We start from the raw sequence: 18,963 nt of genomic DNA, 5'->3' as shown, positions 1-18,963 counted from the left end.
GCAATCCCTGGAATACAAGGGCGATCGTCGGGCGGCGGCACCGTTGCGGTCCAGCCCGACGTTGTCGCTGAAGTTCAGAGCTGCCCCAGAATATGAGCCGCACCGGACTCGTCGACACCGGGCTTGGTCTCGACATTGAGCGCGGTGACCTTGCCGTCGTCGATGATCATTGAGAAGCGCCTCGAGCGCAGGCCCATATCGTTGCTGATGTAATCGAGGCCCACCGCCTTGGCGAAATCGCCACTGCCGTCGGCGAGGAACAGGATCTTGCCCTCGCCGCCGGTGAAGTGCGCCCAGGCGCCCATGACATGGACGTCATTGACCGAAACGACGGCGATGGTGTCGACGCCGCGCGCCAGGATGGCATCGTGGTTCTCGAGATAACCCGGCAAATGGTTGTTGCTGCAAGTCGGCGTGAAGGCGCCGGGAACCCCAAACAGCACGACCTTCTTGCCGGAGAAAATCTCGGCTCCGGTGATCGGCTTGGCGCCATCGGCGGTCATCGTCTTGAAGGTCACGTCAGGCAGCTTGTCGCCAACGGAAATGGTCATGGATTCCTCGCTTGGGAAAATGGGAAGGACGTGTCTTTGCGTAGCGAACTCAACGGCTTCCTGCAATCGTTGGGACAGGCTGGATCAAGGGAAAGGCAGAACCCCTTCGACCGCGCCCGCCGCACTCGTCAGCGTATAGTGAAGCCCGCCATCGGTCGGCGTGGTCGAGGGGCGATCGAGGATCGGCACGGTGAAAATCAGCTTGCCGTCCTTTTCGCTGCGGGCCGGGGTGCCGAACATGTAGTCCCGCTCGCCGGCAACGAAGAAATCCGCCGCCGCCGGATCGCCGGGAAAGCTCGCCTCGACAATCAGCGTCTCGTGGTCGCCCGGCAGCACATTGATGCCGAAATCGGACCTCGCGGGCGCAGGCAGTGCCGTGAAGCTCGCCTTCACCAGCGCCGCGTCCTCGGCATTGTCCGGATCGGAGGCGGGATCGACTGTCAGCCGCGTCTGCACCGGAATGCAGATCGTTTCGCAGATGCCGAGAAAGATGTCGGCATCGATCACCGCCGGCTGGTTCGGTGTCGCCAGCGTGAATGTCACCGGCAGCGAAACCGGATAGTTATAGCCAGCCCATTTGCCATAGCCGTCGTCATGGCGCTGGGGGGCAGGAAACGACAGAGCGGCGTCGGCGATGTTGGTGCTGGCTGAAATGTCGAGCTGCGGCGGCACGCCCGCGTCGCCCGGATCGCGCCAGTAGGTCTTCCAGCCGGGCTTGAGCGCGATGTCGAGAACGCCTTGGATGCGGCCGGCATCATCGGCTTTGCCTGATGTCACCAGGCGGACCTTGCCGCCCTCGCTGTTGTACCACGCCGATGAGGAGGCGGCGGCGGGAAGAGCGGTCGCCGATCCGATGGCGGCGCCGAGCAGCAGGATTTTCAAGCTTCGCATGGCGGTGATTTGATCGTCCGTTCGTGGCCGCGCAATGATTTCATGGCCTTGCCGGTATCATATTTGCGTGACTTCGAGGGAGAAGAATGTTCGAGCCGCCGCAATAGGCTTTGGTCGAATCCAGCACGGCGCATCTTTTCGGCGCTTTGGAAACGCGTTACGCTCCCTTCATGGACTTGTTGCGCCACAAGAAGACGGTCGCCAGTCGCGGCTTTCTCGACGATCAGTTCCTGATTGCCATGCCCGGCATGAAGGACGACCGTTTCACGCGCTCGGTCATCTATGTCTGCGCACATTCCGATGAAGGCGCCATGGGCCTGATCATCAACCAGACGCAGCAGATGCTGTTTCCGGACCTGCTCGTGCAACTGGGCATCATGAACGAGCAGGAGGCAATCCGCTTGCCGGCTCAGGCCCGCGATTTCGTCGTGCGCAATGGCGGCCCCGTGGACCGCAGCCGGGGCTTTGTCCTGCATTCCGGCGACTATCGGGTGGAATCGTCGCTGACCGTTTCCGACGACATCTGCCTGACCGCGACCGTCGACATATTGCGCGCAATATCGTCCGGCCGCGGGCCTCGTCATGCGCTGATGGCGCTCGGCTATTCCGGCTGGGGCGCCGGCCAATTGGAGACCGAGATTGCCGAAAATGGCTGGCTGACCTGCCCGGCCAATGCCGAGCTTCTGTTCGACACCGATATCGAGCGCAAATACGACCGGATCCTCGCCTCGATTGGTATCGACCTTGCGCATCTCAGCCTCGCTGCCGGGCACGCCTGATCCGCTTACGCTTGCGTCAGCGGATACTGCTCCTTTAGCGTCTTCAGCACCTGGTCGCCCGGCATCGGGGCGCCGAACATGAAGCTCTGGACATATTCGCAGCCCATCTGGCGCAGTTCCAGCGCGTCGCTCTCGTCCGAAATGCCCTCGGCGACGACGGACAGGCCGAGTTCATGCGCCATGTTGACCATCGATTTCAGCAGCACCGCGCGCTTGGGCGTGTTGTCGTCAACGAAGCTCTTGTCGATCTTGATGGTGTCGAAGGGAAAACGCGTCAGATAGGCCAATGAGGAATAGCCGGTGCCGAAATCGTCCAGCGACAGGCCGATGCCGAGCTGCTTCAGCTTGGTCAGCACATGGGCGGTCTGCTCGGGATTGTCCATCACAAGCGATTCGGTGAGCTCCAGCCGGAAGCAGCGCGGCTTCAGATTGGCCCGAGCGATGACCGAGCGGACGTCGCTGACCAGGTCGCGGCGGATCAGCTGGCGGCTGGACAAATTGACCGAGACCGACAGCGGCGCGTCGCCGATCTGCTTTTGCCAGCTGGCGAGGTCTTCCGCCGCCTGCTGCATGGCAAACAGGCCGAGCTGCACGATCAGCCCACAGCTTTCGGCGACCGGGATGAAATCCGCCGGCGGGATCATGCCGCGGCGCGGGTGGTCCCAGCGCAGCAGCGCTTCGAAGCCGGCGACGCTGCCATCCTCAAGCCGCACGATCGGCTGGTAGGCAAGCGTGAATTCGCGTCGCTCGATGGCGCGGCGCAGGTCGGATTCGAACTGCAGCCTGTCGGTCCCTACAGTGCGGAAAGCCGGACGGAACGGCTCGATCCTGTCGCCGCCGAAGCGCTTGGCCTGGTGCATGGCAAGCTCGGCATCCTTGACCATGTCCTCGGCCGACATCTGCGGCGAATTCCAGGTGATCAGCCCGATCGACGCGGTCAGCACGATCTCGCGCTTGGCAAAGGTGATCGGATTGTTGATGGCATGCTTGATGGCATCCGCCACGGCGGCGATGCGGGCCGGGTCCTGTTCGGACAATAGCATCAGCGCGAACTGATCGCCGGCAAAGCGCGACAGCGAATCCTTCGGCTTGAGCAGCCGGTGCAGCCGGCGTGCGATGGTCAGCAAAATGGTGTCGCCGGCCGAGATGCCGAGCCCGTCATTGACCTGCTTGAAACGGTCGATGTCGATGACGAAGACGGTTGGCCGCACCTTTTCTTCGGTGCGCGCGATCGAGATAATCGCTTCCAGCCGATTCATCAAAAGTTCGCGGTTCGGCAGACCGGTCAGATTGTCGTGAACGGCATCGTGCAGCAGCCTTTCCTCGGACTTTTTCTGCTCGGTCACGTCGACCATGGTACCGACGCAGCGGATAACCTCGCCGTCGGATCCGATGACAGGGCGCGCGCGCAGCGAAAACCAGTGATAGTGGCCGTCGGCGCCGCGCAGGCGGAAATTCTGCGATACCCGGCCGCGACGGTGTTCGAGCACGACGTCGAGCGTGGTGCGGAACGTGTCGCGGTCGTCGGCATGCAGCACCGGGAGCCAGTTGCGGGCCGCGCCGCCAAGGCTGTTCGGCGCCAGCCCGAGCTGGATGCTGACGTCGGGCTTGGTGACGACGCGGTCGCGCAGCACGTCCCAATCCCATACCGTGTCGCCCGACCCGGCCACCGCCAGCGCCTGCCGCTCGAGGTCGGAGAACAGGCCCTGATGCAGCGCGCCGCCGGCAAAAGCATGCTGCATGACGGTGAAGCCGATCAGAAGGATGATCAGGATCAGCCCGCCGCCGAGCGCCGGCTGGGCAATGTCGTTGTCGAGCATGCCGGTGATCGCCATCCACGATCCGCATAGCCACAACAGCACCATGACCCAACTGGGCACCAGCATGATGGCACGGTCGTAGCCGCGTATGCCGAGGAAGATGATCAGGCCGAGCCCGGTCAGTGCGGTGGCGGCGAAGGACAGCCTGGCAATGCCGGCGGCGACCGCCGGATCGACGATGGCGACGCCGGCGATCAGCACCAGTCCGAGGATCCAGACCAGCGCGCCATAACTGAAATGGCCGTGCCATCGGTTGAGGTTGAGATAGGCGAACAGGAACACCACGAAGGTTCCCGCCAGCGCCACCTCCGTTCCCGCTCGCCACATCTGCTCGTTGCCGGGCGATATCTCGATGATCTTGTTGAGGAAGCCGAAATCGACGCAGATATAAGCCAGCACCGCCCAGGCAAGTGCCGCGGTTGCCGGGAACATCGAGGTTCCCTTGACCACGAAAAGGATGGTCAGGAACAGCGCCAGCAGGCCTGCAATGCCGATGACGATGCCGCGAAACAGCGTGTAGGAATTGACCGAGTCCTTGTAGGATTCCGGATCCCACAGGTAGACCTGCGGCAGCTTCGGCGAGGCCAGTTCTGCGATGAAGGTAATCACCGTGCCGGGGTTCAGCGTCACCCGGAAAACGTCGGCGTCGGGGCTGGTCTGGCGATCGAGCGCGAAGCCTTCGCTGGGCGTGATGGCGGCGATGCGGGTCGAGCCGAGATCCGGCCAGAAGATGCCGGAATTCACCAGGCGGAAATGCGGTGCGACGATCAGCCGGTCGAGTTGCTGGTCGGTGGTGTTGGCGAGCGCGAAAACAGCCCAGTCGCCGGTGGAACGGGCATCATTGGCCTCGACCTCGATGCGCCGCACGATACCGTCCGGACCCGGCGCGGTCGACACCTGGAAATTCTCGCCCTGGTTCCGGTAGATCTCGACGGCGCCGGAAAGGTCGAGCGCGACGTCGTCCCGGGCAATCTTGATCGGTTCGACGGCGAAGGCCGACGATGCCGCGCACAGCGTCAGGAGTGTCGCGAGGACAAAGGCGAACAGCGGCCCGTTGCGCAGGAGTTTCGTCAAAAATCAGTCCTTCGTTCCAACGCCCGGCGGATCGTCCGCAATCCGGGCGTAGAGGTAGTGGTCCTGCCAGATGCCGTTGATCCTGAGATAGGATCGCAGCAGTCCTTCACGCCGAAATCCGGCTTTTTCAAGCACGCGGATCGACCTGATGTTGTCGGGAATACAGGCCGCTTCAATCCGGTGCAACCTCAGCGTATCGAAGGCGAAGCGGGTCACCACCTTGACCGCGTCGGTCATCAGGCCGCGGCCGCCGAAGCGCTCGCCGATCCAGTAGCCGACATGGCCGCTTTGCGAGACGCCATGGCGTATGTTGCCGAGCGTGATGCCGCCAGCAAGCTTGCCGCTGCTCCTCTCGAAAATGAAGAAGGCGATCGCGGTTCCTTGCGCATAATCTTCGCGGTAGCGGCTAATGCGCAGCCGCCATGCGTTGCGGTCGAGTTCATCGGGAGTCCAGCGAGGCTCCCAGGGTTCGAGGAAGGCGCGGCTTTCGCCGCGCACCGCCGCCCACTCGCGGAAGTCGTTGGTGAACGGCACGCGCAGCGTGACGCGGTCGCCTTTCAGCGCCGGCAGGTCGCGGCGAAAGAAAGGGAGCGCGAACACGACGCTTCGAGGGGCTTAGACGGCGAGCTTACGGGCCGTGGTCTGCGTGCCTGCGAGCGATTCGAGGATCGCCTCGTATGGCGCCAGTGTGCCCACAGGCCCGACAGCGGTAAGCGTCGGCTTGGTCGAGAACAAACGCGACGATAGATCGGTCAGCCGCTCGACCGTCAGCGCCGACAGCCGTTCCATCAGTTCCTCCTTGGCGATCGGCCGGCCGAACAGAAGCAGCTGCCGTGCGATCTGCGAAGCGCGGCTGGCCGGGCTTTCGGCTGACATGATCAGTCCGGCGCGATATTGGGCGCGCGCCCGGTCGAGTTCTTCCTGCAGGATTTTCTCGCCGGCCTTCTGCAGTTCGTCGATGATGACAGGCACCAGTTCGGCGATGTCGCTTTGGCCGGTTGCGGCATGGACGCCGAAGACGCCGGTGTCGGAAAAGCCCCAATGGAAAGCATAGACGGAATAACACAGGCCGCGCTTCTCGCGGACCTCCTGGAACAGGCGCGACGACATGCCACCACCGAGGATCATCGACAGCACCTGCGAGGCATAGAAGTCACGCACATGATAGGCCCGGCCTTCGAACCCCAGCACGATCTGCGCGTCCATCAGGTCGCGGTCCTCACGGAAGTCGCCGCCGACATATTGCGCATATTGCGGGATGGTGCTGTCGGCCTTGCTGCGGAAGCCGCCGAGTTGCTTTTCGACCTCGCGCACGAAATTGTCATGCTTGATGTCGCCGGCAGCGACGATCACCATCCGCTCGGCGCCATATTGCCGCTCGATGAAGTCGTGGAGTTGCTTGGAGGTGAAGGATTTGACCGTTTCGGGCGTGCCGAGAATGGAGCGTCCAATCGTCTGATGGCGATAGGCGGTTTCCGTGAAACGGTCGAAGACGATGTCGTCGGGCGTGTCGTGCGCGGCGCCGATCTCCTGCAGGATCACATGCTGTTCGCGTTCGAGTTCCTGCGGGTCGAATTCGGACTCCTGCAGGATGTCGGCAAGGATGTCGACGGCCAGCGGCACATCGTCGGAGAGCACCCTGGCATAGTAGGAGGTGGTCTCGACGCTGGTGGCGGCGTTGATCTCGCCGCCGACGTCCTCGATCTCCGAGGCGATTTCGAAGGCGCTCCGCCTTTTCGTGCCCTTGAACGCCATGTGCTCGAGCAGATGAGCCATGCCATGCTCGTCCTCACGTTCATTGCGGGCACCCGACTTGACCCAGGCACCAAGGGCAACCGATTCGATGCTTTGAAGGGTTTCGGTGGCGACTGTCAGGCCGTTCGACAGACGGCTTACCTCAACACCCATATGGCTACTACTCCCTAACGCGCCGCCCGCGCGCGGCGGCCGACATAATCTTCCACCATTTTCAGGTCGGAGGGAAGTACCGTGTATTTTTCCTCCGATGTCATCAACCCACCTAGCCATGCGGGCAGTGCGGGCGACACGCCGCTGGCGGCTTCGACGGCGGCCGGGAATTTTGCCGGGTGTGCGGTACCCAGCACCACCATCGGCACGGCGCCTGACGCCTTGCCCGCAGCGACATGCACGGCGGCCGCGGTGTGCGGATCGAGCAGATAGTTGCTGGCCGCGAGCGTCGAGCGGATGGTGGCGGCGACCTCGTCCATATCAGCCCGGCCGGCGTCGAATTCCGACCGCATCCCGGCGATTTGCTGGGGTTCGATGGTGAAAGCGCCGGACTGCTTCAGACCGTCCATGTAGCGCCGCACGGTCGCCGCGTCACGGCCGGAGGCCTCGAACAGCAGGCGTTCGAAATTGGACGACACCTGGATATCCATCGACGGCGACGTGGTCGCAAAGACACCCTTGGTGCGATATTCCCCTGTCGCGAAGGTCCGCGCCAGGATGTCATTGTCGTTGGTGGCGATGACCAGCCGCTCGATCGGCAAGCCCATCTTCTTGGCCGCGTAGCCGGCGAAGATATCGCCGAAATTGCCGGTCGGCACGGTGAAGGAGACCGGCCTGTCCGGTGCGCCGAGCGACAGCGCCGAGGAGAAATAATAGACGATCTGGGCCATGATGCGGGCCCAATTGATCGAATTGACGCCCGAAAGCGCAACCCGGTCGCGAAAGCCGTGATCGTTGAACATGTCCTTGAGCAGGCCCTGGCAATCGTCGAAATTGCCTTCGATCGCCAACGCATGGACGTTTGCAGCCGTCGACGTCGTCATCTGCCTCTGCTGCACCGGCGAGACGCGGCCGTGCGGGAAAAGGATGAAGATGTCGGTCCGGCTGCGACCGGCAAAGGCATCGATGGCCGCCCCGCCGGTATCGCCCGAGGTGGCGCCGACGATGGTGGCGTGCTGGTCGCGTTCGGCAAGCACATGGTCCATCAGCCGGGCCAGAAGCTGCATCGCCACGTCCTTGAAGGCGAGCGTCGGCCCGTGGAAGAGTTCCAGGATGAAGGTGTTGGGGCCGGTCTGCACCAGCGGGCAGACGGCCTCGTGGCGGAAGGTGGCATAGGCTTCGCGCACCAGCCGCTCGAAAACGGAGGCCGGGATCTCGTCGCCAAGGAACGGCGACAGCACGCGGATGGCAAGGTCGGGATAGGCAAGGCCGCGCATGGCGCGGATCTCGGCGGCGGAAAACTGTGGCCACTCGCGCGGCACGTAGAGCCCGCCGTCGCGCGCCAGCCCGGCCAGCACGGCGTCGGAAAATCCAAGAACGGGGGCTTCCCCGCGGGTACTCACATAGTGCATGTCACAATTCCGTTACTGCTTGGCTTTTCCATCCACCGCAAGGTGGTTAATTTCTGCGCTGGCTCAGTCGCATTTTTGCCGCGCGGTTGATATACGTCACCAGCTTTGCGAGAGGGAAGTGCAGTTTCATGGCGTTTCGTACATTCAGTGGTCGCTTTTTGGCGGGTCTTGCGCTCACCGGCTTTATGCTTGCCGCCGCCGGCTGCCAATCGGGCGACAATGGCATCCTGAACCTCGGCATAGGCAAGAAGGAGGACCCGACGGCGCCACCGCCGCCCCAGGATCCCAAGATACTGGCCAGCCAGTTGCAGGCCTATTGCCCTCGGGTGACGGTGCGCGACGGCACGGCTTTCTTCAACACCTATTCCAAGGAAGCTCAGAAGCCCAAGCCCAGGATCAAGAAGACCGGCGACGCCGCGCAGGATGCCGCGGCCCAGGCCGAGGCTGACGCCGCTGCTGCAACTCCGCCCGACGAATCGGCCAACATCATCTACCAGGCATCGGTCAGCGACGTGACACGCGACTGCAGCCGTGCCAACGGCCAGCTGACGATGAAGATTGCGGTCGCCGGCAAGATTGTCCCCGGACCGAAGTTTTCTCCAGGCACCATCACCATGCCGATCCGCACGGCTGTGATGCATGGCACCGAGGTCCTCTATTCGCAGCTCCACCAGTATCAGGTCCAGGTCACCGATCCTTCGGTCGCCACGCAGTTCGTCTTCACCGATTCCAATGTCGTCGTGCCCGAGCCGACGGCGCAGGATTATCAGGCCTTTGCCGGCTATGACGAAACCGCGCATCAGGCAATGGCCGACAAGCCGAAGAAGACCCGCCGCAAGAGGGCTGCCGCGACGAACTAGGCGGCGAACACAAGACATTGGCGGGCTACGTGTGGCCCTCCGGCCATTCTCTGGCCCCATGAACAATGGCGATGATTTCAACGTCGCTGCCGCGCACCCGGTAAACAACGATGTAGGGTGTCCGCGCTATCACAAGCTCGCGGGTTCCGCCCGCTCGCCCCTTGCGTCCGATCATGGGATTTGACGCCAGGAGTTCGTCGGTGCGGCCAATTATATCGGCTGTTAGCCGATACGCCGCAACGGGACTGTCCTGCGCTACAAAATCCTGAATCTGGTCGAGGTCATCGAGAGCCGCGCCCGTCCATGAAACCTGCATCAGGTGGGGCGGTACTTGTTCAACACCCGCTCGATATCGGCACGGCTGGCAAATTCACCACGATCGGCCGCTTCAATTCCTGCGTTCACCTTGTCTAAAAACCGCTCCTGCCACTCAAGGGAGTGGCCGTTCTCAAGCGCATCCGCAACGACTTCCGACGCGGACAGGCTGGACCGCGCCGCGATAGCATCGATGCGGGCCTGTAGCTCTGGCGTGATTTCAAGCTCAATCGTCATGACGCAATCATCGCATAGCCATCAGGGTTTTGAAATGAAAAACCAGCTCCCAAAATTGCAGTATCGCCTCCTACCACTCTGAAGCACGAGAACGGTAGATCGACCGGGCGAGAAAAGTCCCGCCACGAGGGCGGAATTCAATCCCCCTCAGGCGTCCGACCACTCCGACAGCGCCGCGATCACGCTTTTCAACTCTGCCCAGCGGCGGATCACCGTTTCGGCGCCGGCCTCGGTGAGCGCGTCGGCATGGCCGGGATAGCTGTGGGCGGCTCCGGTGAAGCCGATCACCCGCATGCCCGCCGTCCTTGCGCCGTGAACGCCGTGCACGGAATCCTCGATAACGAAAGTGTTCGCCGGGTTGGCGCTGAGTTTCTCCGCCGCGAACAGGAACACGTCCGGCGCCGGTTTCGTTTTCCCGGTCGGTGTTTCCATCGCCGAAAAAATCCGGTCGGTGAAAAACGGCAGAAGATGCACCTTTTCCAGCATGAATTCGATCCGCTCGGAGCGTGAATTCGAGCAGACGCAGCGCGGCACGGTTACCGCGGCAACGGCCTCGCGCACGCCATCGATGGCGCGGACGTCGCTTCGCAGTTTGCGGTCGACCAATTGTTCCTCCCTGTCGATCAGAGAGGCCTGGAAGGGGATGCGGGACTTTTCCTCGACCCGCAGCATGATGTCCTTGAAGGTCAGGCCGGCATAGCTCTCCGAAATCTCCTCAGCCGATATCTCGTATCCTGCCAAGGTCAAAAGCTCGGCGTCGACGCGGGCGGCGATGATCTCGGAATCGACGAGCACGCCGTCGCAATCGAAGATGACAAGGTCTGGCTGGGGCATGGTGATCCGGACAATGGGAGGGCGAAGTGGCCTCGGAAGGCTCAGGCGGCGCGGCATACACCAACAGGGCCACCTTCGCAAATTCGCCACACCCGTCCCTTGGCCTTCACCGAATATTTACGCTGATCGGTAACCATAACCAGGAGTAAACAGTAACGCGTGCCCTGGGTGTCAGAATGTCTGCCGTGCGTCTTCTCGACGAGCTATCCCACGCTCCCCAGCAATCCGAGTGGCTGGACACGATCCTCAAGGGCGACTGCGTCGCCGCGCTCGACCGGCTGCCCGAAAAGTCGATCGACGTCATTTTCGCCGATCCGCCCTACAATCTGCAGCTCGACGGCGACCTGCACCGGCCGGATCAGTCCAAGGTCGACGCCGTCGACGACGACTGGGACCAGTTCGAGAGTTTCGAGGCCTATGACGCCTTCACCCGGGCCTGGCTGCTGGCGGCGCGCCGGGTGCTGAAACCCAACGGCACCATCTGGGTCATCGGCTCCTATCACAACATCTTCCGTGTCGGCGCCAAGATGCAGGATCTCGGCTTCTGGATCCTCAACGACGTGGTCTGGCGCAAGACCAACCCGATGCCGAATTTCCGTGGCCGCCGTTTCCAGAATGCCCATGAGACAATGATCTGGGCTACGCGCGACCAGAAGGGCAAGGGCTATACCTTCAACTACGAAGCCATGAAGGCGTCCAACGACGATATCCAGATGCGCTCCGACTGGCTGTTTCCGATCTGCACCGGCGGCGAGCGGCTGAAGAACGACAATGGCGACAAGCTGCATCCGACGCAAAAGCCGGAAGCGCTGCTTGCCCGCATCATGATGGCCTCGACCAAACCGGGCGACATCGTGCTCGATCCCTTCTTCGGCTCCGGCACCACGGGCGCGGTGGCCAAGCGTCTCGGCCGCCATTTCGTCGGCATCGAACGCGAGCAGGCCTATATCGACGCCGCCAACGAGCGCATCGACGCGGTGCGGCCACTGGATGGCGCCGATCTCACCGTGCTGACCGGCAAGCGCGCCGAGCCGCGCGTTGCTTTCGTCAGCCTGATCGACACCGGCCTGATGATGCCGGGTGCGACGCTCTACGACGCCAAGAAGCGCTGGGCCGCCAAGGTGCGCGCCGACGGTACTGTGGCGATCGGCGACAGCGCCGGTTCGATCCACAAGATCGGCGCCGAAGTGCAGGGGCTCGATGCCTGCAACGGCTGGACCTTCTGGCATTATGAGCGCAGCGGTGGCCTGACCCCGATCGACGAGCTTCGCCGCATCGCGCGGCTCGGCATGGAGCGGGCAGGGGCCTGAACCCCTGCCAGTTGCTTCGAATTCCGTTGATTCAAAGGCTCAACGGATCGCTCGAAGCGATTCAAATCACGCCTTGATTCCGAGACGCTCAAGGTCTGCTCGAAGTGTTTTCGCATCGGTGAACAGCACCGATTGCCAGCCGGCCGCCTTGGCGCCGTCGACATTCTTCTGGCTGTCGTCGATGAACAGCGTCGCGGCCGGTTCGAGGTCGAAGGCAGCGATGTGATGATCGTAAATGCCGCGATCCGGCTTGGTCATGCCGATCTCGCCCGAGATGGTGACGCCGCGCGGACGATTGAGAAAATCGAAGCGCTCGCGGGCTTCGGCCAGCGTGTCGCTGGCGAAGTTGGTCAGCATGGTCACGTCGTGGCCGCTCTCGATCAGACCGACCATAATGGCGACGCTGTCGTCATAGGCATGTGGAACCATCTCGTGCCAGTGGCGGCGGAAACCGCGAATGTGTTCCGCGTGATCGGGATGGTCCGCGATCAGCAGCGCCTCGGCCTCTTCCCAGGTGCGGCCGCGATCCTGCTCGATGTTCCAGTCATGCGTGCAGACATTGTCGAAAAACCACTTTCTCTCTTCGGCATCCGGAATGAGGCGGCTGAACGGAATGTTGGGATCGTAGTGGATCAGCACTCTGCCGATGTCGAAAACGATGTGGCGTATTTCAGTCATGGGGCCTCTTTGCACTGTGGCGATGGCTTTTTCGTCGCGCCGGGTATCGCAGCCTCGATTGCCTTTTTCATGACAGTCGGCAGCGCCTCGCCGGAAATCTCGTGAGCGAGCGACCAGAAATGCCCGGCTGGCGCATCACCTTTGATGTGAGCGTGAAAGACTTCGAGTTCGAGAGCGAAATGCGTGAAGACATGCGCAATGCGGCCCGCATGCCGCCAGTCGGCGGGAAAGGGCGCGGCCGCTTCCGTGATTGCCCCATCGATCCGCGCGGTCCAGCCCGTCGTCGGCACCTCGGTCATGCCGCCGAGCAAACCCTTCTCTGCCCGTTTGCGCAGAAGGATGGCGCCGTCGGCCCGCACGGCGACAAAGGCCGCGCCGTGCCGCTGCGGCTTGTCGGCCTTGGGCAGGCGCACCGGGAAGTGCTCGGGATCGCCTGAAAGGACGGCGTCGCAGTCTTCGCGCAGCGGGCACAGCATGCAGCGTGGCCGGCGTGGCGTGCAGATGGTGGCGCCGAGATCCATCATCGCTTGGGCGAAGTCGCCTGGCCTTGTCCCGGGCACCATGCGCTCGACATGGGCACGGATCTCGGGCTTGGCTTCGCTGAGCGGGGTTGCGATCGAAAACAGCCGCGAGATGACGCGTTCGACATTGCCGTCGACGACGGCGGCAGGGCGGTCGAAGGCAATCGCCGTGATGGCCGCCGACGTATAGGCGCCGATGCCGGGCAGTTCTCTCAAACCAGTCTCCGTGTCGGGAAACCGGCCGCCACGCGCGGCCACAAGATCGGCACAGGCCTTGAGATTGCGGGCGCGGGAGTAGTAGCCGAGCCCGGCCCAGGCCTTCATCACGTCCTCGGTGGGCGCCGCGGCCAGCGCCGCGACATCGGGCCATTTCTCGACGAATACCCGGAAATAAGCCTTCACCGCTTCGACGGTGGTCTGCTGCAGCATGACCTCGGAGAGCCAGATGCGGTAGGGATCAGGCCGCACGCCGCGCGCATGCTCAGGGGGCGTGATGCGCCACGGCAATTCGCGGTGATGCACATCGTACCAGCCGAGCAGGCGGGACGCGATATCGCCGCTGATACCGGATGCAGCTGTCCTGCTATCTCTGGATGTGGCTTTGCCACTATCCCAGGATGCGGTCTTGCGGGTCTGGTCTGCTGATGCCATTGATCTTGTATTGGCCTGGCCGGTATCTGCTGGGTCGTCGCTGGAGGACGTACATGGCAGGGAGAACGCCCTACGGCAATCCCGTCCCGGTCAGCGATCTCGCGACCAGGATCCTCGATCCGGTGCTGCGCAAGCGGGCCGGCATTTCGATCGGCCTCGTCCAGTCATGGGACGAGATCGCCGGCCCGCGGCTGGCCAGCCATTCGCGCCCCGAAAAAATCCAGTGGCCGCGCCGTATGCATGAGGACGATCCGTTCGAGCCGGCCGTGCTGGTCATTGCCTGCGAAGGCATGGCGGCACTTCATCTGCAGCACGAGACGGGCGAGATCATCAACCGGGTCAACGCCTTCCTCGGCTTCACCGCCATCAACCGCATCAGGATCCTGCAGAAGCCGGTGACGGCCGACAAAGGAAAGCGCAAACCGGCCCTGAGGCCGCTGACGGCGGCTGAGAAGACGAAATTGTCGGGAACTGTCGGCCTTGTCGATAATGATGAACTGCGCGCCTCGCTGGAGAAACTTGGCGCGACCATTATTGGGGAGAGAAAATCATAGACGTCTCGAAGAAAGTCATGGATTCGTCGTCAATATCTCGCATTCGTGATCGCTCTTGTCAGGTTTCGCGATTGGATTGGGGATCGAGATGTCTTAATTCGCGCCAACTCTCGCCTTTTCGTGCCTTTGCATTGCAAAATCCAACCCTTGTCAGGTGATTCGTATGAACCGTCCCCCGTTCGGCCAAAGCTTGTCTCGCAGAAACCTCCTGTCTTCGCTGGCCGCCATTCCGGCGGTGGCCCTGCTCGCCGCCTGCAGCGACTCTGGCGAGGAGGCGAAGGCTGCGGATGTGAAGCCTGCGGCCCCGGCCGCCCCCGCGAAGCCGGCCACGCCGGCCGCTGCTACCGCGCCGGAGGCCCAGGGCACCGTGGATGTGGCGGAACTGATGAAGCCGGGTGCGCTGCCCGACAAGCAGCTTGGCAAGGATGACGCCAAGGTCACCATCGTCGAATACGCCTCGATGACCTGCCCGCACTGCGCGCATTTCGCCGAGACCACCTTTCCGGACCTGAAGACCAAGTACATCGACACCGGCAAGGTCCGCTACATCCTGCGCGAATTCCCGTTCGATCCGAGCGCCGAAGCCGGTTTTATGCTGGCGCGCTGCGCCAAGGATAACTATTACCCTATGGTCGACGTCCTGTTCAGGCAGCAGGCGAACTGGGTTGGCGTTCAGAATACCAAGGATGCGCTGCTGCAAATCTCGAAGCTCGCCGGTTTTACACAGGAGTCCTTCGAGGCCTGCTTGACGGACCAGAAACTTCTGGACGATGTGAGATCGGTCCAGAAGCGCGGCGCCAATGAATTCAAGGTCGACTCGACACCGACCTTCTTCATCAACGGTAAGACCTACAAAGGGGCGATGTCGATTGAGGAAATGTCGGCCATCATCGACCCTCTGCTCTGACGTCCGGTCAGCCCTGAGGCGGCGGCGCTTCGGCGTGCGCGGCTTCCTGTCGTGCCGCGAATTCCTTTCGCAAAATCACGGAAATCCGCTTAGTGGGCGGGGCGAATGAAGTTTTCGCGCCTTCGCCTCCTCGGTTTCAAGTCCTTCGTCGAGCCCGGCGAGTTCGTCATCGAACGCGGCCTGACCGGCATTGTCGGGCCGAACGGCTGCGGCAAGTCGAACCTTGTCGAGGCGCTGCGCTGGGTGATGGGCGAAAGCTCCTACAAGAACATGCGCGCGTCCGGTATGGACGACGTCATCTTTTCCGGCTCGGGCACTCGGCCCGCACGCAACACCGCCGAAGTCACGCTTTTCCTCGATAATAGCGACCGCTCGGCGCCCGCTGCCTTCAACGATGCCGACGAACTGCAGGTGTCGCGCCGCATCGAGCGCGAGGCGGGCTCGCTCTACCGCATCAACGGCAAGGAAGCGCGCGCCAAGGACGTGCAGCTTCTGTTCGCCGACCAGTCGACCGGCGCGCGCTCGCCGTCGATGGTCGGCCAGGGCCGCATCGGCGAACTGATCCAGGCCAAGCCGCAGGCGCGCCGCGCTCTGCTCGAAGAGGCGGCCGGCATTTCCGGCCTGCACACCCGCCGCCATGAGGCCGAGCTGCGGCTGAAGGCGGCCGAACAGAACCTTGAACGGCTGGACGACGTCGTCGGCGAGCTGGAAAGCCAGATCGAAAGCCTGAAGCGCCAGGCGCGCCAGGCCTCCCGCTTCAAGAACCTGTCCGCCGATATCCGCAAGGCCGAAGCAACGCTCTTGCATCTTCGCTGGACGCTGGCCAAGACCCAGGAAGGCGAAGCGCGCTCGGCGCTTGCCGTTGCCACGGCACTTGTCGGCGACCGTGCCGCCGCCCAGATGGCCGCCGCCAAGGAGCAAGGCATCGGCGCTCACCGCCTGCCGGATCTGCGTGACGCGGAAGCCGCCGCGGCCGCCGCCTTCCAGCGCCTGTCGATCGCCAAGTCGCAGATCGAGGAGGAAGCCGGCCGCATCCGCGCCCGTCAGAGCGAACTGGAGCGCCGGCTGCAGCAACTCGACGGCGATATCGCACGTGAAGAGCGCATGGTCCGCGACAATGCGGACATTCTTGAGCGCCTTCGCACCGAAGAGGCCGCACTCAATTCGGAAAATGCCGGCGCCGCCGAACGCGAAGCCACCACCCGTGCGGCGTTCGAACAGGCGGCGTCGACGCTTTCGCAAAGCGAAGCCAAGCTCGCCGCGCTGACCGCCGAACGGGCCGAGGCTGCCGCCTCGCGCAACCAGATCGAACGGACGCTGCGCGATACCGCCGAACGCTGCGACCGCTTCGCGCGGCAGCTTGCCGATGTCGACCGGGAGTTGTCTGAGATACACTCCAAAGTCGCTGGCCTGCCCGATCCGGCCGAGAAGCGCGTGCTGGTCGAACAGGCCATGGCGCTGCTGGAGGAGGCCGAGGCTGCCGTGTCCGAGGCCGAGCAGTCGGTCATCGATGCCCGCGCTACCGAAAGCGCTGCCCGGCCACCGCTTCAGGATGCCAGGGCCGAGCTGGCACGGATCGAAACCGAAGCGCGCACGCTGGCAAAAATCCTGAATGCCGCCAGCGGCGATCTCTTCCCGGCCGTGCTGGAACAGATCAGCGTCGATCGCGGTTTCGAAACGGCGCTGGGTGCGGCCCTTGGCGAAGATCTCGACGTGCCGCTCGACCGCAGCGCTCCGGTGCATTGGGGCGAAAGCGCGATCCAGCCCGGCGACGCGGCTCTGCCGGAAGGCGTCAAAAGCCTGGCCAGCGTGGTCCACGCGCCGGCACAGCTCGCCCGCCGCCTGGCGCAGATAGGTATCGTCGATGCCGCCGGCGACGGCCGCCGGTTGCAGTCGCTGCTTGCTCCCGGCCAGCGGCTGGTCAGCCGTGAAGGCGCGCTCTGGCGTTGGGATGGCTTCACCGCCAGCGCCGATGCGCCGACCGCCGCAGCACAAAGGCTGGCGCAGAAGAACCGGCTGGCTGAGCTCGATGCCGAGGCGATACAAGCAACACTCGTCCTGCGCCAGGCTGAGGAGGCGCTGGGAGAGGCTGAACAGGCGCTCCGCCTGGCGAGCGAGGCCGAGCGCAACACGCGCCAGGCCGGTCGTGACGCCCAGCATCGGCTGGACGCTGCCCGCAATGCGCTGGCCGAGGCCGAGAGGGCCGGCGGCGAATTGCAGAGCCGGCGCGCCGCGCTCGATGAAGCGCGCGCCCGCATCGTCGACAGCCATGAGGAGATTTCGGCCGCCTTCGCAGAGGCCGAAATGCTGCTGCAGGACGCGCCCGATCTTGGCGATCTGCAATTGCAGCTCGAACAGTCCTCGGCCAATGTCGCCCGCGACCGCGCCGCGCTTGCCGATGCGCGTGCCGTGCACGAGGGTCTGCGGCGCGAAGCCGAGGCGCGCGCGCGCCGGCTCGATGCCATTGGCGCCGAGCGCAGCAATTGGCTGGAGCGGGCCGAAAACGCCTCGACGCAGATCGCATCGCTCGGCGAACGCAAGGCCGAGGCCGAGGCCGAACGCGAGCGGCTGGCCGATGCTCCCGATGAAATCGACGCCAAGCGGCGTGCCTTGCTGTCGCAGCTCACCGAGGCCGAGAGCTTGCGCAAGGCGGCGGCCGACCGTTTGCAGGAAGCGGAGAACCGGCAATCCGAACTGGACAAGGCCGCCACCGGCGCCATCCAGTTCCTGGCCGAGGCGCGCGAGACTCGCGTTCGCGCCGAAGAGCGGCTGACCGCGGCCGACGAACGCCGGCTGGAGGTCGAGGCGCGCATCCAGGAGACGCTGAACACACCACCGCATCTGGTTATTCGCCATACCGGTCTTGAGGCTGACAGCCCGATCCCTGAGATGGCCGAGACCGAGCGTCAGCTGGACCGGCTGAAGATCGAGCGCGAACGGCTCGGCGCCGTCAACCTGCGCGCCGAGGAAGAGCAGAAGGAGCTATTCGACCGGCTGGAAGCGATCGTGTCGGAGCGCGAGGACATCATCGAGGCGATCCGCAAGTTGCGGCAGGCGATCCAGAGCCTCAACCGCGAGGGCCGTGAGCGGTTGCTGGCCGCCTTCGAGGTCGTCAACGGCCATTTCCAGCGGTTGTTCTCGCATCTGTTCGGCGGCGGCACGGCGGAATTGCAACTGATCGAATCGGACGATCCGCTCGAGGCTGGCCTCGAAATTCTTGCCCGCCCGCCCGGCAAGAAGCCGCAGACCATGACGCTGCTGTCCGGCGGCGAGCAGGCGTTGACGGCGATGTCGCTGATCTTCGCGGTGTTCCTGACCAATCCGGCGCCGATCTGCGTGCTCGACGAAGTCGACGCGCCGCTCGACGACCACAATGTCGAGCGCTTCTGCAACCTGATGGACGAGATGGCCGCCACCACCGAGACGCGCTTCGTCATCATTACCCACAATCCCATCACCATGGCGCGCATGAACCGGCTGTTCGGCGTGACCATGGCCGAGCAGGGCGTCAGTCAGCTGGTGTCGGTCGACCTGCAGGCGGCCGAGGCGATGCGCGAGGCAAGCTGACCCAGGTCGCGCTACCTGCGAATGGGCGGCTCTGGAGCGATTTCAGGGAAAAGTGTGAACCCCGGCAAAAAAATCAGAGCGTCGGATTGTGTTT

Annotated in this window: 17 protein-coding genes; 6 read left to right on the top strand and 11 right to left on the bottom strand. The window is 63.5% G+C overall.

The window, feature by feature from the left end:
• Positions 1–74 precede the first annotated feature (74 nt).
• Entirely contained in the window at positions 75–551 is a 477-nt protein-coding gene (locus tag EOA13_RS07010; protein ID WP_023808596.1) for a peroxiredoxin, read from the bottom strand.
• A gap of 84 nt (positions 552–635) precedes the next feature.
• Entirely contained in the window at positions 636–1,442 is an 807-nt protein-coding gene (locus EOA13_RS07005; RefSeq protein WP_027164141.1) for a protein-disulfide reductase DsbD domain-containing protein, read from the bottom strand.
• Positions 1,443–1,612: 170 nt separating this feature from the next.
• Here EOA13_RS07005 and EOA13_RS07000 point away from each other — a divergent pair, with 170 nt between their 5' ends.
• Entirely contained in the window at positions 1,613–2,221 is a 609-nt protein-coding gene (locus EOA13_RS07000; RefSeq protein ID WP_023808594.1) for a YqgE/AlgH family protein, read from the top strand.
• Positions 2,222–2,226: 5 nt separating this feature from the next.
• On the opposite strand, the gene EOA13_RS06995 is transcribed toward EOA13_RS07000, so the two are convergent.
• The 4 genes from EOA13_RS06995 to thrC are packed head-to-tail and all read right to left on the bottom strand — an operon-like array spanning position 2,227 to position 8,435.
• Positions 2,227–5,115: an EAL domain-containing protein gene (locus EOA13_RS06995; RefSeq protein WP_127290842.1), complete on the bottom strand. Its 2,889-nt coding sequence runs from the start codon at positions 5,113–5,115 to the stop codon at positions 2,227–2,229.
• Positions 5,116–5,118: 3 nt separating this feature from the next.
• Positions 5,119–5,715 carry a GNAT family protein gene (locus EOA13_RS06990; RefSeq protein ID WP_023808592.1) on the bottom strand — a complete coding sequence of 199 codons (597 nt, stop codon included), beginning with the start codon at positions 5,713–5,715 and terminating at the stop codon, positions 5,119–5,121.
• A 15-nt stretch (positions 5,716–5,730) separates the two neighbouring features.
• Positions 5,731–7,023, bottom strand: a complete 1,293-nt coding sequence (locus EOA13_RS06985; RefSeq protein WP_127290840.1) for a pitrilysin family protein — start codon at positions 7,021–7,023, stop codon at positions 5,731–5,733.
• Positions 7,024–7,037: 14 nt separating this feature from the next.
• Positions 7,038–8,435, bottom strand: coding sequence for a threonine synthase (thrC, locus tag EOA13_RS06980; protein ID WP_127290838.1), 1,398 nt, complete (start codon positions 8,433–8,435; stop codon positions 7,038–7,040).
• 128 nt (positions 8,436–8,563) lie between these two features.
• Between thrC and EOA13_RS06975 the strand changes: the two genes are divergently transcribed.
• On the top strand, positions 8,564–9,295 hold the full coding sequence (locus tag EOA13_RS06975; protein ID WP_127290836.1) for a hypothetical protein: 732 nt from the start codon (positions 8,564–8,566) through the stop codon (positions 9,293–9,295).
• A 25-nt stretch (positions 9,296–9,320) separates the two neighbouring features.
• On the opposite strand, the gene EOA13_RS06970 is transcribed toward EOA13_RS06975, so the two are convergent.
• The 3 genes from EOA13_RS06970 to EOA13_RS06960 all read right to left on the bottom strand — a co-directional run bounded on the left by EOA13_RS06970 (position 9,321) and on the right by EOA13_RS06960 (position 10,681).
• Positions 9,321–9,611, bottom strand: a complete 291-nt coding sequence (locus tag EOA13_RS06970; protein WP_127290834.1) for a type II toxin-antitoxin system RelE/ParE family toxin — start codon at positions 9,609–9,611, stop codon at positions 9,321–9,323.
• Positions 9,611–9,847, bottom strand: coding sequence for a transcriptional regulator (locus tag EOA13_RS06965; protein ID WP_023808587.1), 237 nt, complete (start codon positions 9,845–9,847; stop codon positions 9,611–9,613). The genes EOA13_RS06970 and EOA13_RS06965 overlap by 1 nt, the downstream gene beginning before the upstream one ends.
• A 147-nt stretch (positions 9,848–9,994) precedes the next feature.
• Positions 9,995–10,681 (bottom strand): HAD family phosphatase, encoded by a 687-nt coding sequence (locus tag EOA13_RS06960; RefSeq protein ID WP_127290832.1) that lies wholly within the window; start codon positions 10,679–10,681, stop codon positions 9,995–9,997.
• A gap of 176 nt (positions 10,682–10,857) precedes the next feature.
• Here EOA13_RS06960 and EOA13_RS06955 point away from each other — a divergent pair, with 176 nt between their 5' ends.
• Positions 10,858–11,991, top strand: a complete 1,134-nt coding sequence (locus EOA13_RS06955; RefSeq protein ID WP_127290830.1) for a site-specific DNA-methyltransferase — start codon at positions 10,858–10,860, stop codon at positions 11,989–11,991.
• Between the two features lie 66 nt (positions 11,992–12,057).
• Here the strand turns inward: EOA13_RS06955 and EOA13_RS06950 are convergent, their stop codons facing one another.
• Both EOA13_RS06950 and mutY read right to left on the bottom strand, forming a co-directional pair.
• Complete coding sequence (locus EOA13_RS06950) at positions 12,058–12,669, bottom strand: HAD family phosphatase (protein WP_127290828.1); 612 nt, start codon at positions 12,667–12,669, stop codon at positions 12,058–12,060.
• Positions 12,666–13,841: an A/G-specific adenine glycosylase gene (mutY, locus tag EOA13_RS06945; protein WP_127290826.1), complete on the bottom strand. Its 1,176-nt coding sequence runs from the start codon at positions 13,839–13,841 to the stop codon at positions 12,666–12,668. Before mutY ends, EOA13_RS06950 begins: the two co-directional genes overlap by 4 nt.
• A gap of 53 nt (positions 13,842–13,894) precedes the next feature.
• Here mutY and EOA13_RS06940 point away from each other — a divergent pair, with 53 nt between their 5' ends.
• The 3 genes from EOA13_RS06940 (at position 13,895) to smc (ending at position 18,869) form a co-directional block, all read left to right on the top strand.
• Complete coding sequence (locus EOA13_RS06940) at positions 13,895–14,395, top strand: DUF721 domain-containing protein (protein ID WP_127290824.1); 501 nt, start codon at positions 13,895–13,897, stop codon at positions 14,393–14,395.
• A 163-nt stretch (positions 14,396–14,558) separates the two neighbouring features.
• Positions 14,559–15,302, top strand: a complete 744-nt coding sequence (locus EOA13_RS06935) for a DsbA family protein (protein ID WP_127290822.1) — start codon at positions 14,559–14,561, stop codon at positions 15,300–15,302.
• A 105-nt stretch (positions 15,303–15,407) separates the two neighbouring features.
• The gene (gene smc / locus EOA13_RS06930; RefSeq protein ID WP_127290820.1) at positions 15,408–18,869 is read left to right on the top strand and encodes a chromosome segregation protein SMC; all 3,462 of its coding nucleotides are present in this window, start codon (positions 15,408–15,410) and stop codon (positions 18,867–18,869) included.
• Positions 18,870–18,963: the final 94 nt, after the last annotated feature.

It is taken from the genome of Mesorhizobium sp. M7A.F.Ca.US.011.01.1.1 (assembly GCF_003998295.1).
Classification (GTDB): Bacteria; Pseudomonadota; Alphaproteobacteria; order Rhizobiales; family Rhizobiaceae; genus Mesorhizobium.
Note: the sequence above shows the minus strand (reverse complement) of the source record. Positions and strands in the feature narration are given on the sequence as shown.

Bases quoted from the DNA above. Each gene is read 5' to 3' on its own strand.
- EOA13_RS06950 (WP_127290828.1), bottom strand. From the start codon at position 12,669: ATGACTGAAATACGCCACATCGTTTTCGACATCGGCAGAGTGCTGATC.
- EOA13_RS06940 (WP_127290824.1), top strand. From the start codon at position 13,895: ATGGCAGGGAGAACGCCCTACGGCAATCCCGTCCCGGTCAGCGATCTC.
- mutY (WP_127290826.1), bottom strand. From the start codon at position 13,841: ATGGCATCAGCAGACCAGACCCGCAAGACCGCATCCTGGGATAGTGGC.
- EOA13_RS06975 (WP_127290836.1), top strand. From the start codon at position 8,564: ATGGCGTTTCGTACATTCAGTGGTCGCTTTTTGGCGGGTCTTGCGCTC.
- EOA13_RS06965 (WP_023808587.1), bottom strand. From the start codon at position 9,847: ATGACGATTGAGCTTGAAATCACGCCAGAGCTACAGGCCCGCATCGAT.
- EOA13_RS07000 (WP_023808594.1), top strand. From the start codon at position 1,613: ATGGACTTGTTGCGCCACAAGAAGACGGTCGCCAGTCGCGGCTTTCTC.
- EOA13_RS06935 (WP_127290822.1), top strand. From the start codon at position 14,559: ATGAACCGTCCCCCGTTCGGCCAAAGCTTGTCTCGCAGAAACCTCCTG.
- smc (WP_127290820.1), top strand. From the start codon at position 15,408: ATGAAGTTTTCGCGCCTTCGCCTCCTCGGTTTCAAGTCCTTCGTCGAG.
- EOA13_RS06985 (WP_127290840.1), bottom strand. From the start codon at position 7,023: ATGGGTGTTGAGGTAAGCCGTCTGTCGAACGGCCTGACAGTCGCCACC.
- EOA13_RS07005 (WP_027164141.1), bottom strand. From the start codon at position 1,442: ATGCGAAGCTTGAAAATCCTGCTGCTCGGCGCCGCCATCGGATCGGCG.
- EOA13_RS07010 (WP_023808596.1), bottom strand. From the start codon at position 551: ATGACCATTTCCGTTGGCGACAAGCTGCCTGACGTGACCTTCAAGACG.
- EOA13_RS06970 (WP_127290834.1), bottom strand. From the start codon at position 9,611: ATGCAGGTTTCATGGACGGGCGCGGCTCTCGATGACCTCGACCAGATT.
- thrC (WP_127290838.1), bottom strand. From the start codon at position 8,435: ATGCACTATGTGAGTACCCGCGGGGAAGCCCCCGTTCTTGGATTTTCC.
- EOA13_RS06955 (WP_127290830.1), top strand. From the start codon at position 10,858: ATGTCTGCCGTGCGTCTTCTCGACGAGCTATCCCACGCTCCCCAGCAA.
- EOA13_RS06960 (WP_127290832.1), bottom strand. From the start codon at position 10,681: ATGCCCCAGCCAGACCTTGTCATCTTCGATTGCGACGGCGTGCTCGTC.